This window comes from Micromonospora sp. NBC_00821 (assembly GCF_036347035.1).
Classification (GTDB): domain Bacteria; phylum Actinomycetota; class Actinomycetes; order Mycobacteriales; family Micromonosporaceae; genus Micromonospora; species Micromonospora hortensis.
The window spans coordinates 3,869,678-3,883,750 of record NZ_CP108880.1; the positions used below are offsets into that span (position 1 = coordinate 3,869,678).

Here is a 14,073-nt window from a genome sequence, read left to right on the forward strand (position 1 = left end):
TCAGTCTGCCGCGACCCGCGCCGCGAACAGCTGACGCACCCCAGGCTCGGCCCGCAGCAGCCCCAACGCCAACTCCGCGTGCCCCGGCACGTACCCGTTGCCCACCAGCATCGTCACGTCCGCCGCCAACCCCTCCGCGCCCAACGCGGCCGCGGAGAAGCTCGTCGCCATCGAGAAGAAGATCACCGTCCCGCCGTCGGCGGTGGCCAGCACCGCCCCGTGCTCACACCCCGGCACGTCCACGCAGACCACCGTCACGTCCGCCGGCACCCCCAGCGCCGTGGTCACCGCGGTGGACAACCCCACCGGGTCACGTGCGTCGGCCAACGCCACCACCGACGCCAGACCGGCGGCCGTCAGCGCATCGCGCTCGGCCGCCACCGGCACCACCCCGACGGTACGCGCGGCGCCCGCCCGTCGCGCCGCCGCCAGTGACAGCGACCCGCTCTTACCCGCCCCACCGATCACCGCGACCCGCACCGGCGTCGGATCACCGCTACGCCGACGCTCCTCGACGTAGCGCGACACCACCCGGGCGGTCAGCGCGGGCGCCCCGCACACGTCCAGCACGGCGAGGGACAACTGCGGGTCCTCGCCGTCGGGCAGCACAGCGGCGATGGAGCGCGCGAACAGGATCGCCCACCCGTCGCAGGGCACCTGCTCGCTGCGCCCGTCCCAACGGGCCAACCCATCGGTGATCACCAGGGGCGTCAACGTCAACGACACCAGCGTCGCGACCTGCTGCCCCGCCCTCAGCCCCAGCGGAGACCGCCGACCGGCCTCCTCGACCGTGCCGATCAACATCCCGCCGGAACCGGTCACCGGGTTCTGCATCTTCCCCCGGGTCGCGATGATCTCCAGCACCTCGGCGCGGACCGCGTCACCGTCCCCGCCGTGCTTCTCGGACAACTGCCGGAAGCTCGCCGCGTCCAGGTTGAGCCGCTGCACCCGGATCCGCACCTCGTTCGGCGCGATCGCCGCCGACGTGTCCAGGCGCCAGGCCGCCTGCGGCAGCACCCCCGCCGGTTGCACGACGCGGTGCAGTCCCACCGGTGACGTCACGCCAACCTCCCCCTGACAGCCGTCCGAAGCCCCGGTCAAGGCTCGCGTAACGGGAAAACTTACGGCAGACTAGTTTCTGTACCGAATATTTTCCAGTAGCCTTCGGGCTCCGATGATCAGCCGTAACACCGAGGAGGGGCCGTGACCCAGACCATCCCGCACCCCCGTCACGTCCCGGCCGCCACACCGACCGCCGGGCAGCCCTACGAATACCACCGCCGCCCCCTGGTCGAACCCGACTGGACCCGCTTCCCCGGCTGGCGCCACGTCACCCGCGACCAGTGGGAATCCGCCCAGTGGCAGCGCGTCAACTGCGTGAAGAACATCAAGCAGCTCCGCGCCGTCTTCGGTGACCTGATCGACGAAACCTTCTACGCCGACCTCGAGGCCGACCAGTTGGCCCTGGCCACCATGTCCATGCTGGTGCCACCACAAATGATCAACACGATGGTGCCGTTCGCGACCCTCACCACCGAGGCGCTGCTCGCCGACCCCATCCGCCGCTACATGATCCCGGTCGCCTCCGACCGACGCACCGACTGGCCCTCACACCCCTACGCCAGCCGCGACAGCCTCCACGAGCACGACATGTGGGTCGCCGAAGGGCTCACCCACCGCTACCCGACCAAGGTCCTCGCCGAACTGCTCTCCACCTGCCCCCAGTACTGCGGGCACTGCACCCGCATGGACCTCGTCGGCAACTCCACCCCCGCCGTCGACAAACTCAAACTCACCCTCAAGCCCGTCGACCGCTACGACGCCCACATCGCCTACCTCAAGGCCCACCCCGGCGTCCGCGACGTGGTCGTCTCCGGCGGCGACGTGGCCAACGTCCCCTGGCGCAACCTCGAGTCGTACCTCATGCGCCTGCTGGAACTGGACACGGTCCGCGACATCCGGCTCGCCACCAAGGCCCTCATGGGCCTACCCCAACACTGGCTGCAGCCCGACGTCGTCGAGGGCCTGGAGCGGGTGGCCCGCACCGCCGCCCGCCGCGGCGTCAACCTCGCCATCCACACCCACGTCAACCACGCCCAGTCGCTCACCCCACTGGTCGCCAAGGCCGCCCAGACCGCCCTCGACGTCGGCGTCCGCGACGTCCGCAACCAGGGCGTGCTCATGCGCGGCGTCAACGCCACCACCCCGGAACTACTCGACCTCTGCTTCGCCCTCCAAGGCGAAGCCGGGATCCTGCCGTACTACTTCTACATGTGCGACATGATCCCCAACGCCGAACACTGGCGGGTCCCGGTCTGGCACGCCCAACAACTCCAACACGACATCATGGGCTACCTCCCCGGCTACGCCACCCCCCGCATCGTCTGCGACGTCCCCTTCGTCGGCAAGCGCTGGGTGCACATGCTCACCGACTACGACCGTGAGCGCGGCATCTCCTACTGGACGAAGAACTACCGCACCTCCATCGAATCCGCCGACCTGGAGGCGCTCAACAAGCGCTACGCCTACTACGACCCGATCGACACCCTGCCCGAGGGTGGCCAGCAGTGGTGGCACGACCACCGCGACGACTGACCCACCGACAGCGGCGCCCCCGGGGTGGTCTTCCCGGGGGCGCCGCTGTCTTCCGTCACTGGCAGCCCAAGCCCGGGACGTAGGAGGGTCGCAGGGTCCCAGCCGAAATCTCGTCGGCGTACTCCCAGAACACCTCCGGCCAGTCACCGGCCTTGTCCATGTCCCGCAGCACCCGCCACCCGTGACTGCTCCGCAACGCGTCGGCGGCCCGCCGCACCCCGGCCTCGTCCCCACTCGCCCTCGCCCGCTGCCACTCCGCGATCCACCCGCAGCCGACCCGGGACGTCACACCCACACCGAACTGGTACGAGTCACTCACGCCGATGTCCTCCAGCGCCGCGACGTCGAACCCGGGCGGCAGCGGCACATCGACGAGCACCTTCGCCGCCCTCTCCCCCACCGGCACGACCATCTCCGCCGGAAGCGCGGCCAACCACGTCCGCGCGTCCACCCGGACGATGTCCGCGAGAACCCTGTCCAGGTCCTCACGCGACCAGTTCCCGGAGGTGCTCATCTCCACCACCACGTCGTCGTGGGGACGCAACAGCACCGTGAAATCACCGTTGAGGTTCTGGAACAGATCACCCGGCCAACCAGCGACCCGCACCGACTTCGGAGGACCGTCGGCCAGCCGATCGGAATAGCGATACGTGTACACCCACGCCGAAAACCAGTTCATCTCCAACTCCCGCTCACCCCGGCGAAAACGGATCATGCCCAGCTCCTCGGTGAACCCCGACAGATCAGTCACCTTCCAGCCAGGCCGATCGATCAGCAGCCGCGGGTTCCGCTCCGCCGCCGCCAGCACCAACGGCGAAAAGACGACCCCCTCGGCCGGGGTGACAATCGGAGAAACCCCACCGCCCTCGGCCTGCCCCCGCAACACCATGGAGGCCGGCACGACGCTCATGAGCACCGCTGCCGCCGTCACCACGCCCGCGAAGCGACGCACCCGCAACCGCCGCCGCGCAATACCGGCACCGCCCTCGACCCCCGACTCGGACACGATCTCCTCCAAGAGGGCTCGCTTCACCCCTGCGAGGTCCCCGACGCCACCGAGCCCACCCGGGTCGGCATCCCGAACCAGCCGGTCAACACGCTCATCGCCGCTCATCAGTCCTCCGTACGGGTAGGCGCGGTCAACACATCCAGCACATGTCCGGGCGGCCCCGGGTCGTCACCGACCAGCCCCCGCAACCTCGCCCTCGCCCGCGACAACCGGGTCCGAACCACGGCGGAACCCACCCCCAGCACCGCAGCCACCTCATGCGGCCGCAGACCCTCCCACACGGTCAGCATCAGCACCTCCCGGTCCACCTCGGCCAGGCCCGCCAACGCCGCCCGAACCGCAAGCCGCTCCGGCACCTCACTCCCCGGATCGGCCACCGAAACCACGATCTGCTGGCGCAACCGCTCCCCGAGGCGCTGCCGCCGAACACCACCACGGTGCTGGTTGGCCAACACCCGCCGGGCCACCCCGTACAGCCACAGCCGAGCCTCACCGCCGTCCGGAATGTCCTGCCGGCGACGCCACGCCACCAGGAAGGTCTCCGCGACGACGTCAGCCGCATCCTCCGGATGCGCGACCCGACGCAACGCGTACGCCAACAGCGCCTCGAAGTCCTCGGCGTAGACCCGCCGGAAGCGGCCCTCGTCCTGCTCTGTCCCTGAGCTCACATCCAGTCCATGTCCGGTGCGACGACAACCGTGACAGCCCACACCAGTCAGGCGCGGAGACCGGCGAGCACCAGATCGGCGACCCTACCGATCACCCGGGAGCTCGTCGTAGCCGGCAACCGCCGTAGCGACGCGATGGCCAGCAGACCGGCCCGCACGTCGTCCACGTCGACGCCGTCGCGCAGCACACCCGCCGCCCGGGCCCGCCCGACCAGCACGTTCAACGCCTGCGCGTGCTCCCGCCGCTCCCGCTGAAACGCCGCACTCACCTCACCCGGCCCCAACAACGCCTCGTTGAGCGCCCGGTCGTGGATCTGCCGCTCGGCGAACTCGCGCACCACGCCGGACAACGCCCGCCACGGGTCCGGGTCGTCGAGCGCGCGGCGCATCCGCACACCGCAGTCGTCCACCCGCTCGGCCAGGACCGTCGCGACCAACTCCGTACGCGTCGGGAAGTGCCGGTACAGGGTCGCCACACCTACCCCCGCCCGTCGCGCCACCTCCCGCATGGGCACCTCGAGCCCCGCCGACGCGAACGCCTCCCGTGCCGCCGCCACCACCCGGTCACGGTTGAACCGGGCATCGGCACGCTGCATCTGAGACATCTCCGACCGCCCTCCCTCTCACTTGACCCCACAGCGGAACGGCCGCTCCGTTTCCGGCCTACGGTACGACCATCACCCCGTCTTCCCAGGCAGAGGAGCCCCTGATGTTCGCCGTGCAGTACGACCGGTTCGGCGGCCCCGAGGTACTGCACCTCGGGACCACTCACGCGCCACGGCCCCGGGCCGGCCAGATCCGCATCCGCGTCCAGGCCGCCGGCGTCTCCCCCGTCGACATCGGCCTCCGCTCCGGCCGCACCCCGATGAGCGCCCAACTGCCGCTGCCACACATCCCCGGCGTCGACGCGGCCGGCATCGTCGACGAGATCGGCGACGACGTCGACGGGGTCACCCTCGGCGACCATGTCTTCGGCATAGTCGAGCTGGCCAGACTCGGCGGCGCGAGCGCACAGTTCGCGGTACTACAGCTCTGGGCGCACAAGCCCACCGCCATGCCCTGGGCCCAGGCGGGCGCGGCGGGCACCAGCATCGAGACCGCCACCCGTGCCCTCGACCTGCTGGACCTACGGCCCGGCATGACGCTCCTCGTCGACGGCGCCGCCGGTGGCGTCGGCAGCACCGCCGTCCAACTCGCCACCGCCCGCGGCGTCCACGTCATCGGCACCGCCCGCGCCGACAACCACGACTTCCTCCGCCAGCTCGGGACGACACCGGTCACCTACGGCCCCGACCTCACAGGCCGCCTCGACGCCCTGGGCGTGACCCGGATCGACCGCGCCCTCGACGTCGCCGGCGCCGGGTCCCTGCCCGAACTGCTCCACCTCACCGGCGACCCGACAGCGGTGCTCACCCTGGCCGACTTCACCGCGCCCACCCACGGCGTCCGCCTGTCCATGGGGCAACTGGCCGGCGAACCCGACGGCCGCCACGGCCTGCCCGCCGCAGCCGAACTGTTCACCGAGGGCCGGTTCAGGGTGCCCATCGAAGCGACCTTCCCGCTCGAGAAGGCGGACGACGCGCACCAGACGGCCGAGCACGGATCCCGCCGCGGAAAGATCGTCCTGACCGTCGACGACGTGCAGGAAAGCTGAGCCTCAGCCCTCGGCCAGCACCTCGGACAACGGCGCCGGCACCAGCCCTCGCTCCCGTAACCCCGCCAGGATGTGCGGCAACGCCTCATCCGTCATCGCCGCGTTCGCCTCGGTCACATGCATGATCACGACTGAGCCGGGGCGTACGTGGTCCAACACCGCCCGCACCAACGGCTTCCACGCCGTCGCGAACGGATCGCCGCTCACCACGTCCCCGTCGACCACCGTCACACCCAGCGGCGCCAACGCGTCCAACGCCGCCGCGTCGTGGCACAACCCCGGAAACCGGAAGTACCGGGTCTGCCGACCCCCGTACGGCGCGATCACCTCGAACGTCTTCGCCACATCGCCGGCCAGCTCGTCGACCGGCAGCCGGGGCAGGTCGTAACAGTCGGCGGTGAACGCCGCGTGCCCGTAGGTGTGGTTGGCCAACTCGAAGCGCGGGTTGCCGGCGATCCGCCGGGTCACGTCCGGATACCGCTTGACCCACTTGCCGGTCAGGAAGAACGTCGCCGGCACCTGCTCGCGCTCCAGCAGGTCGAGGATGCGCAGGTTCGCGTACGACTTCACCCGGCCGGCCCGGAGGCTGGCCAACATCCCGTCGGTCATGTCCGCGTCGAAGGTCAGCGCGACAGTGGCGCCGGTACGCGGCCCGTGATCCACCACCGGCGCCCTGCTCCCCACCCGCGTCGCCCCCGGGACAGCAGCCGCAACCGTCGGCGTCGGGGCACTCTCTGGAGTGGCGGCAGCCGTCGGCGTCGGAACCGCCTGCGATGCGCCGGCCTGCGGCGCGGCCGCGGAGGCGGAGGCGGAGGCGGAGGCGGACGAGCCGACGAAGACCGGCCCCTCCGGCGGTGGAACCCGGGAGGCCGTGCACGCGACACTGCCGACAACGGCAGCCGCAACCAGTACGCCGCACCACAATGGGCGGAGGCGGGGTCGGATCACGCCGCAGATCATCGCAGACGCGAAAGCGCCTCACTGTCCCGCGCGCACCGTCCCGAACGCCGGCGGACGCACCTCGCCCACCTCGTCCAGAGCAGGCAGTGGCCCCTGGCGACGCGGGCCTTGCGCGCGTCGCGCGTCGGGGCGGTGCCGCTCCGGTAAGCGATATACCTCAGAGGCATAAATATGACTCCCAGGTATATGGCTCACCAAGGGTTCTCCCGCCCGAGAGGGTGCCGAGGCCGCCACCGCAGTTGGCCACGCAGAACTGCGCGGGGCGTTCATGGTGCCGCCACGCCGAGCAGGAAAAAGGGCCAACGCCGCCAGCACCAGGGAACGCAGCACGACGGGTCCCCGGGCGACGGTGCGCCCGGGGACCCATGGACCGCTCAGGTCACTTCGTGAACGAGTCCTTCACGTTGCGACCAGCGTCCTTGACGTTCTGACCGGCCTGCTTGGCGCGCGCGTCGCTCTGCTGGCTGGCGCCCTCGCCACGCATCCGCTCGTTGTCGGTCATGTCGCCGACGCGCTCCCTCGCGGCGCCGGCCATCTGCTCAACCTTGTTCTTTGCCTTCTCGGTGAAGCTCATCGCGCCTCCTCGGTCTGGCGGTTGTCCTGGCTCGCTTGCCCGGTCTCCGGGTGCCGAAACCGGCAGTGTCGGTCGGCACACCCGCTAAGGCATCCTAGGAAGATAGGTAGTGGGAGGGTCTCCTGTCGGCACCGCCCCACGATGGTTAACTGACCGCATGGGAGAGCTCCTGCTGATCCGGCACGGCGAGACCACCTGGAGCGCCAGCCTGCGGCACACCTCGTACACCGACCTGGAGCTGACACCCGACGGCGAGCGACAGGCGCGCACCCTGGCCGCGTTCCTGGCCGGCCGGCGCTTCGTCACAGTGCTGACCAGCCCCCGCTCCCGTGCGCTGCGCACCGCGCAGCTGGCCGGGCTCACCGTCGACGCCGTCGACGAGGACCTCAGCGAGTGGAACTACGGCGAGTACGAGGGCCGCACCACCGTCGACATCCACGACGACGATCCGCACTGGAACATCTGGACCGACGGCTGCCCCGGCGGCGAGTCCCCCGCGCAGGTGGGCGAACGGCTCGACCGGGTGCTGGCCCGCGTCACCCCCCTGCTCGACCGTGGCACCGTCGCGCTGGTCGGGCACGCGCACAGCCTGCGGGTGCTCGGCGCCCGCTGGATCGGCCTGCCCCCGTCCGCCGGTGGGCGGCTACGCCTGGACACCGCCACGGTCAGCGCGCTCGGTCACGAACACGGCCGGCAGGTCATCCTGCGGTGGAACCAGCCGGCTCCTCCGGCGCCCGGGACCGCGACCGACTCGGTGCCGCAGAGCTGATCTTCGGCGGCCGGTTCTCGTACGGCGTGGACAACACCACAGTCGTCCGGGTCGTGACGTTCGCCGAGGTGCGGATCTCCTGGAGCACCCGTTCCAGGTCGGTGGGGCTGGCCACCCGCACCAGCAGCAGGTAGAAGTCCTCCCCCGCCACCGAATAGCAGGAGTCGATCTCCGGCAGGTGGGCCAGTCGCTCCGGTGCGTCGTCCGGCTGCGACGGATCGAACGGCCGGATCGCCACGAACGCGGTCAGCGGCAGGTCCAGCGCCTCGAACGACACCCGGGCGGCGTACCCCTTGATCACCCCGCGCTGCTCCAGCCGACGGACCCGCTGGTGCACGGCGGACACCGACAGCCCCACCCGCTCGGCCAGGTCGGTGTACGACAGACGGCCGTCGGCGGTCAGCGCGGCGACGATAGCGCGGTCGATCTCCTCCACGGCGTGCAACCTACCGGGAAAACCGTCGCACGGCGACGAGGTACCCGAGTGGCGGACCGCGGTGGGCCGTGACGCACCCACCGCGGCCCCACCACCGCGTGCCGTCGTCAGCCCTTGGCCAGCGCCCGGGAGATCACCATCCGCTGGATCTGATTGGTGCCCTCCACGATCTGCAACACCTTCGCCTCACGCATGTACCGCTCCACCGGGTGGTCGGCCACGTAACCCGCGCCGCCGAGCACCTGCACCGCGTCGGTGGTCACCCGCATCGCCATGTCCGTGGCGAACAGCTTCGCCTTGGCCGCCTCGATCGAGTACGGGCGGCCGGCGTCACGCAGCCGGGCCGCCGCCAGGGTCAGCGCGCGGGCGGCGGAGATCTGGGTGGCCGCGTCGGCGAGGAGGAACCCCAACCCCTGAAAGTCGATGATGGAGCGCCCGAACTGCTGCCGCTCCCGGGCGTAGGAGACCGCGTAGTCCAGGGCGGCCTGGGCCAGCCCGACAGCGCACGCCGCGATGCCCAGGCGGCCGGAGTCCAGCGCGGACATCGCGATGGTGAAGCCCATCCCCTCACCGCCGATCAACCGGTCGGCCGGCACCCGCGCCTCGTCGAAGGCGATCTGCGCCACCGGGGAGGCGCGCAGCCCCATCGTCCGCTCGGCCGCCTGCGGGGCGATGCCGGCGGTGCCCGCGTCGGCGAGCAGGCAGGAGATCCCCTTCGGGCCGGGCCCTCCGGTGCGGCAGAAGACGTTGTAGAAGTCGGCGGCGTGGGCGTGGGTGATCCACGCCTTGGTGCCGGAGACCAGGTAGGCGTCCCCGTCACGATCCGCCCGGGTGGTCAGCGCCGCCGCGTCCGAGCCACCCTGCGGCTCGGAGAGGCAGTACGCGCCCAGCAACTCGCCACCGAGCATGTCCGGCAGCAGCTTGCGCTGCTCGTCGCTGCCGAAAGCCGCCACCGGGTAGCAGGACAGGGTGTGCACGCTGACCGCTTCGGCGACGGCGAGCCAGCGGCTGGCCAGGATCTCCAGCACCTGCAGGTACACCTCGTACGGTTGCGCCGCTCCGCCGTGCTCCTCGGGGTAGGGCAGGCCGAGCAGGCCGGCGCGGCCCAGCGTGCGCAGCACCTCGCGGGGGAACTCGGCGCGTTCCTCGAAGGCCGCGGCCTTCGGCGCGAGTTCGCCGTCGGCGAGCTCGGTGGCGAGACCCAGCAGGTCGTGGGCCTCGTCGGTGGGGAGGATCCGGTCGACAGTCATAGCGCGATGAGCTCCGTGGGGGTGGTGTTGAGCCGTTGCACGCCGTCCGTCGTGCAGACGACGATGTCCTCGATGCGGGCGCCGTGCCGGCCCGCCAGGTAGATGCCCGGTTCGATGGAGAACGCCAGGCCGGCGTCGAGTGGTCGGTCGTTGCCGGCCACCAGGTACGGCTCCTCGTGCCCGTCCAGGCCGATGCCGTGGCCGGTGCGGTGCAGGAACGCGGGACCGTAGCCGGCGGCGGCGATCGGCGTGCGGGCCGCGGCGTCGGCCGCCGCGGCGGTGATCCCGGGGCGCACCGCCTCGACGGCGGCGCGTTGGGCGTCGCGCAGCACCGCGTAGTAGTCCAGGAAGTCGGCTGGCGCCGACCCGCCGGCCAGGTAGGTGCGGGTGCAGTCCGAGCGGTAGCCCGATGCCATGGTGCCGCCGATGTCGACCACCACCGGCTCGCCGACGCCGATGGGACGGTTGGAGGTGCCGTGGTGCGGGCTGGCGCCGTTGGGCCCGGCCGCCACGATGACGAAGTCGACGGTGACGTGCCCGGCGGCGCGGATCGCCGCGGCGATGTCGGTGGCGACCTCGGCCTCGGTGCGACCGGGGCGCAGCCACTCGCCCATCCGCAGGTGCACCTCGTCGATCGCCGCGCCAGCATCGGCGAGCGCCGCGACCTCCGCCGGGGACTTGCGGATCCGCAACTCGCGCAGTACCTCCCCGGCGAGCCGTTGCGCGGCGTCGGGCAGCGCCGCGCGCAGGCCGAGGACCTGCTCGGCCCACATCCGGTCGGCGAGCCCGACCGCGGCGACCGGGCCGTCGAGGGCGGCGACGACCAGAGGGTACGGGTCGGTGCCGTCGACGTGGTCGACGATGCGCACTCCGGTCGCCGGCGCGGGGGACGCCTCGGCGGCCGGGCGTTCGAGCCGGGGCACGACGAGGGTCGGCTCACCCTCGGCGGGCAGCACCAGGCAGGTGAGCCGCTCCCCCGCGTGGGCGTCGTACCCGGTCAGATACCGCAGGTCGGAGCCGGGCGTGAGCAGGAGGGCGTCCAGGCCGGCGGCGGCAGTCGCGCGCTGCGCGGCGATCAACCGATCCGGCGGATACAGCTCGTCGAGTCCCACCCCGTCAGCTTAACGGTCGTTTGGGCAAACCCCATATCGACACCGATCGTCGGAAAAGCCATCGACGTTGATTGACGCGGACAGTTAACACTCTTTAAGATTTGGCTGCCTCGAGGCCCACCCGTCCCTGCGTCCCCGCACCCCCCGCCCGCGACAACCCTGCGCGGGCGGGTGTCGTCCCCCGCCCACGGGAAGGCCCCCGATGTCCTCACCACTGCGCCGCGCCCTCGCCGCCGGCCTGCTCGCGCTGGCCACCGCCGGCGCCACCCTCACCGTCACCAGCGCCCCCGCGCAGGCCGTGGTGCTGCCGAACAACTTCAAGAGCGTCGGCTACATGCCCTCCTGGGCCGGCAACATCAACACCATCCAGTACAACAAGCTCACCCACATCAACTACGCCTTCGTCCTGCCCAACAGCAACGGCACCCTGCAAGGGGTGGACGGGGCGCGGCTCTCCTCGCTGGTCTCGCAGGGGCACGCCAACAACGTCAAGGTCTCCATCGCCGTCGGCGGCTGGAACGACGGCAACGACTCGGCCTTCGAGACGCTCGCCGCCAACGCCACCAGCCGCACCAACTTCGTCAACAACCTGATCAACTTCGTCAACCAGTACAACCTCGACGGCGTCGACATGGACTGGGAGTACCCCGACCCGGGCGCCTCGGCCAACAACTACACGGCGCTCATGACGCAGCTCAGCAGCGCCCTGCACAGTCGCGGCAAGCTGCTCACCGCCGCCGTGGTCAGCGAGGGCGGCAGCGTCCAGGGCGTCCAGACGGCGGTGTTCAACCAGGTCGACTGGCTCAACATCATGGCGTACGACGGCGGCAGCCCGCACGCCAACTACGACTGGTCGATCAACAGCATCAACCTGTGGAAGGCCCGCGGCCTGCCAGCCAGCAAGGCAGTCCTCGGCATCCCGTTCTACAGCCGCCCCGTCTACTACAACTACTCGTACCTGGTCGGACTCGACCCGGCGAACGCCAACCGGGACTGCGCCACCATCGGCGGCAGCCAGCAGTGCTGGAACGGCATTCCGACAGTCAAGCGCAAGACGCAGTGGGCCCTCGCAAACGCCGGCGGCGTGATGAACTGGGAGCTGTCGCAGGACACCAGCGGCTCGACCTCACTGCTCAGCGCCATGTACGACACCATCATGGGCGGCACCACCCCGCCGCCGACCGGTCGTACCGGTCAGATCACCGGGATCGCCGGCAAGTGCGTCGACGTGGCCTCGGCGAGCACCGCCAACGGCGCCGCCGTCCAGCTCTGGGGCTGCAACGGCACCAACGCGCAGACCTGGACCGTGGCCAGCGACAGCACGCTGCGCGCCCTCGGCAAGTGCGCCGACATCACCAGCGGCTCCACCGCCAACGGCGCGAAGGTCCAACTCTGGGACTGCAACGGCAGCGGCGCGCAGGTCTGGCAGGCGCAGTCCAACGGCACGCTGCGCAACCCGCAGTCGAACAAGTGCCTCGACGCCAGCGACAACAGCTCCGCCGACGGCACCCGGTTGCAGATCTGGGACTGCTTCGCCGGCGCCAACCAGCGCTGGACGCTCCCGGCCTGACGGTAAGGGTTGAGGAAGGGCCTCTTGTTGAGTACGTACGTCAACAAGAGGCCCTTCCTCAACCGGCCCCGCGCTGGGGTTGCTGTCCCAGCTCGCCAATTACTTGATCATGGCGCGGTCAGTGTTCGGCGATGGTGGACCTGACAACAGACCCGGCGTTTCAGCCACCGGACGGTTCGCACCGGCCAGCGCCGGGGACCCGGTTCGCTGATCGGCGCCGTCGTCGTCCTTGCCCGCCGGCGATTCTGGCAAGTCGCGGCGAATGCGAAGGGGCGAGAGAAACACGGGCAGGAAGGCCACCGTCAGCACGGCACCCCCTACCCAGAGCGTGGCGTGCGCGGTGGCCAACTCGCCGATCAGTCCGGCCACGGCGGCGCCGATCGCGAGTGCGCCGGTGAGCAGGAAGCGGAAGGTGGCGTTCATCCTGCCGAGGAGGGAGTCCGGTGTCATCCGCTGTCGCAGGCTGACGCCGAGTACGTTGTCCATGCCCGTCTTGAACAGGGCGAGCAGCCATCCGGTCCCGGCGAGCCATAACCAGGGGCCCCGGTCGATGAGCGGTACGAGCAGTCCGGCGGGCGCCAGGCACAGGCCGACGAGACCGAGCGCGCGGCCGTAGCCGAGCCGTCCGGCGATGGGGCGAGCGCAGCGGGACCCCAGCAGCAGGCCGGCCCCGCCCACCGCCCAGAACAGACCCAGCGCGCCGGCCGGGAGGCCGAGTTCCCGGATGAACAGCACCGGAAGCATGGTATTGATGATCTGCGAACCGAGGTTGGACAGGGTTGCGGTGAGCGCGAGGGCCCGTAGTTCCGGGTTGTTGAAGACGTGCTGCAGCCCTTCGGCGATCTGTGTGCTCAACCGGGTCGCTTGCCCCGTCCCGGCCGACGCCGGGGTACGGCGAATGGCGGTGAGCCGAAGGGCCGAGGCCAGGTAGCCCACGGCCGCGCACGCCACCGCCACGGGCGCGCTGAGTAGCTGGACCAGCGCCCCGCCCGCGCCCCGCCCGGCTATGTTGCCGACCGCTATCAGGCTCACCACGGCGGCGTTCGCCTGGACCAGGCCGTCACGGCCGACGACTCGCGGCAACACGCTCTGCGCGCCGACATCGCTGAAGACGGTGGCGCAGCCGTTCAACAAGACGACCAGATACAACTGCCAGAGCGTGAGGGCGTCCCACCACCAGGCCAGCGGGATGAGGGCGAACAGCGCGGCTCGGGCCAGGTCAGCGGTGATCAGTACGCGCCGATGGCGCATCCGGTCCACCCAGGCCCCGGCGGGAAGACCGATGAGGAGGAAGGCGGCGGTGCTCAGGGTGGCCAGTGCCCCGACCTGGCCGGGACGGGCGTCGAGGGCAGACACGGCGATGAGCGGGACGGCGACGTACCCGACGTTGGTGCCGAGTTGGCTGAGGCTCGTCGCGGTGAACAGGGCGCGGAAGTCGGAGTTTCGCCACGGGGAGTTGGGTTGCATGATCCGTTC

At 70.9% G+C, this 14,073-nt stretch carries 14 protein-coding genes; 4 read left to right on the forward strand and 10 right to left on the reverse strand.

Features of this window, described 5'->3' with window-relative positions; translation table 11 throughout:
• Positions 1 to 1,050 (reverse strand): zinc-binding alcohol dehydrogenase, encoded by a 1,050-nt coding sequence (locus tag OHB44_RS17840; protein WP_238685958.1) that lies wholly within the window; start codon positions 1,048 to 1,050, stop codon positions 1 to 3.
• 153 nt (positions 1,051 to 1,203) lie between these two features.
• Between OHB44_RS17840 and OHB44_RS17845 the strand changes: the two genes are divergently transcribed.
• A complete protein-coding gene (locus OHB44_RS17845; RefSeq protein ID WP_266302449.1) occupies positions 1,204 to 2,595 on the forward strand; it encodes a KamA family radical SAM protein in 1,392 nt (463 codons plus the stop codon).
• A gap of 55 nt (positions 2,596 to 2,650) precedes the next feature.
• Here OHB44_RS17845 and OHB44_RS17850 read toward each other — a convergent pair whose 3' ends face one another.
• Genes OHB44_RS17850 through OHB44_RS17860 form a run of 3 tightly spaced genes read right to left on the reverse strand, consistent with a single transcriptional unit; the run spans position 2,651 to position 4,868 of the window.
• Positions 2,651 to 3,709 (reverse strand): hypothetical protein, encoded by a 1,059-nt coding sequence (locus OHB44_RS17850; protein ID WP_330437616.1) that lies wholly within the window; start codon positions 3,707 to 3,709, stop codon positions 2,651 to 2,653.
• Complete coding sequence (locus tag OHB44_RS17855) at positions 3,709 to 4,272, reverse strand: RNA polymerase sigma factor (protein ID WP_330437617.1); 564 nt, start codon at positions 4,270 to 4,272, stop codon at positions 3,709 to 3,711. The genes OHB44_RS17850 and OHB44_RS17855 overlap by 1 nt, the downstream gene beginning before the upstream one ends.
• Positions 4,273 to 4,319: 47 nt before the next feature.
• Positions 4,320 to 4,868: a TetR/AcrR family transcriptional regulator gene (locus tag OHB44_RS17860; protein WP_330437618.1), complete on the reverse strand. Its 549-nt coding sequence runs from the start codon at positions 4,866 to 4,868 to the stop codon at positions 4,320 to 4,322.
• Between the two features lie 113 nt (positions 4,869 to 4,981).
• Between OHB44_RS17860 and OHB44_RS17865 the strand changes: the two genes are divergently transcribed.
• Positions 4,982 to 5,926: an NADP-dependent oxidoreductase gene (locus OHB44_RS17865; protein WP_330437619.1), complete on the forward strand. Its 945-nt coding sequence runs from the start codon at positions 4,982 to 4,984 to the stop codon at positions 5,924 to 5,926.
• A 3-nt stretch (positions 5,927 to 5,929) separates the two neighbouring features.
• On the opposite strand, the gene OHB44_RS17870 is transcribed toward OHB44_RS17865, so the two are convergent.
• Entirely contained in the window at positions 5,930 to 6,592 is a 663-nt protein-coding gene (locus tag OHB44_RS17870; protein ID WP_145788528.1) for a polysaccharide deacetylase family protein, read from the reverse strand.
• 673 nt (positions 6,593 to 7,265) lie between these two features.
• The gene (locus OHB44_RS17875; RefSeq protein ID WP_088989634.1) at positions 7,266 to 7,460 is read right to left on the reverse strand and encodes a CsbD family protein; all 195 of its coding nucleotides are present in this window, start codon (positions 7,458 to 7,460) and stop codon (positions 7,266 to 7,268) included.
• 157 nt (positions 7,461 to 7,617) lie between these two features.
• On the opposite strand from OHB44_RS17875, the gene OHB44_RS17880 reads away from it, so the two are divergent.
• Positions 7,618 to 8,229, forward strand: a complete 612-nt coding sequence (locus OHB44_RS17880) for a histidine phosphatase family protein (protein ID WP_210785778.1) — start codon at positions 7,618 to 7,620, stop codon at positions 8,227 to 8,229.
• Here the strand turns inward: OHB44_RS17880 and OHB44_RS17885 are convergent.
• From OHB44_RS17885 to OHB44_RS17895, 3 genes are all read right to left on the reverse strand, one after another.
• Positions 8,159 to 8,665, reverse strand: a complete 507-nt coding sequence (locus OHB44_RS17885) for an Lrp/AsnC family transcriptional regulator (RefSeq protein WP_091398289.1) — start codon at positions 8,663 to 8,665, stop codon at positions 8,159 to 8,161. The genes OHB44_RS17880 and OHB44_RS17885 overlap by 71 nt on opposite strands.
• Positions 8,666 to 8,772: 107 nt before the next feature.
• Positions 8,773 to 9,915: an acyl-CoA dehydrogenase family protein gene (locus OHB44_RS17890; protein WP_238685569.1), complete on the reverse strand. Its 1,143-nt coding sequence runs from the start codon at positions 9,913 to 9,915 to the stop codon at positions 8,773 to 8,775.
• On the reverse strand, positions 9,912 to 11,027 hold the full coding sequence (locus tag OHB44_RS17895) for a M24 family metallopeptidase (RefSeq protein ID WP_330437620.1): 1,116 nt from the start codon (positions 11,025 to 11,027) through the stop codon (positions 9,912 to 9,914). Before OHB44_RS17895 ends, OHB44_RS17890 begins: the two co-directional genes overlap by 4 nt.
• 202 nt (positions 11,028 to 11,229) lie before the next feature.
• Between OHB44_RS17895 and OHB44_RS17900 the strand changes: the two genes are divergently transcribed.
• Complete coding sequence (locus OHB44_RS17900) at positions 11,230 to 12,597, forward strand: glycosyl hydrolase family 18 protein (protein ID WP_238685567.1); 1,368 nt, start codon at positions 11,230 to 11,232, stop codon at positions 12,595 to 12,597.
• A 99-nt stretch (positions 12,598 to 12,696) separates the two neighbouring features.
• On the opposite strand, the gene OHB44_RS17905 is transcribed toward OHB44_RS17900, so the two are convergent.
• The gene (locus OHB44_RS17905) at positions 12,697 to 14,064 is read right to left on the reverse strand and encodes an MFS transporter (RefSeq protein ID WP_330437621.1); all 1,368 of its coding nucleotides are present in this window, start codon (positions 14,062 to 14,064) and stop codon (positions 12,697 to 12,699) included.
• Positions 14,065 to 14,073 lie beyond the last annotated feature (9 nt).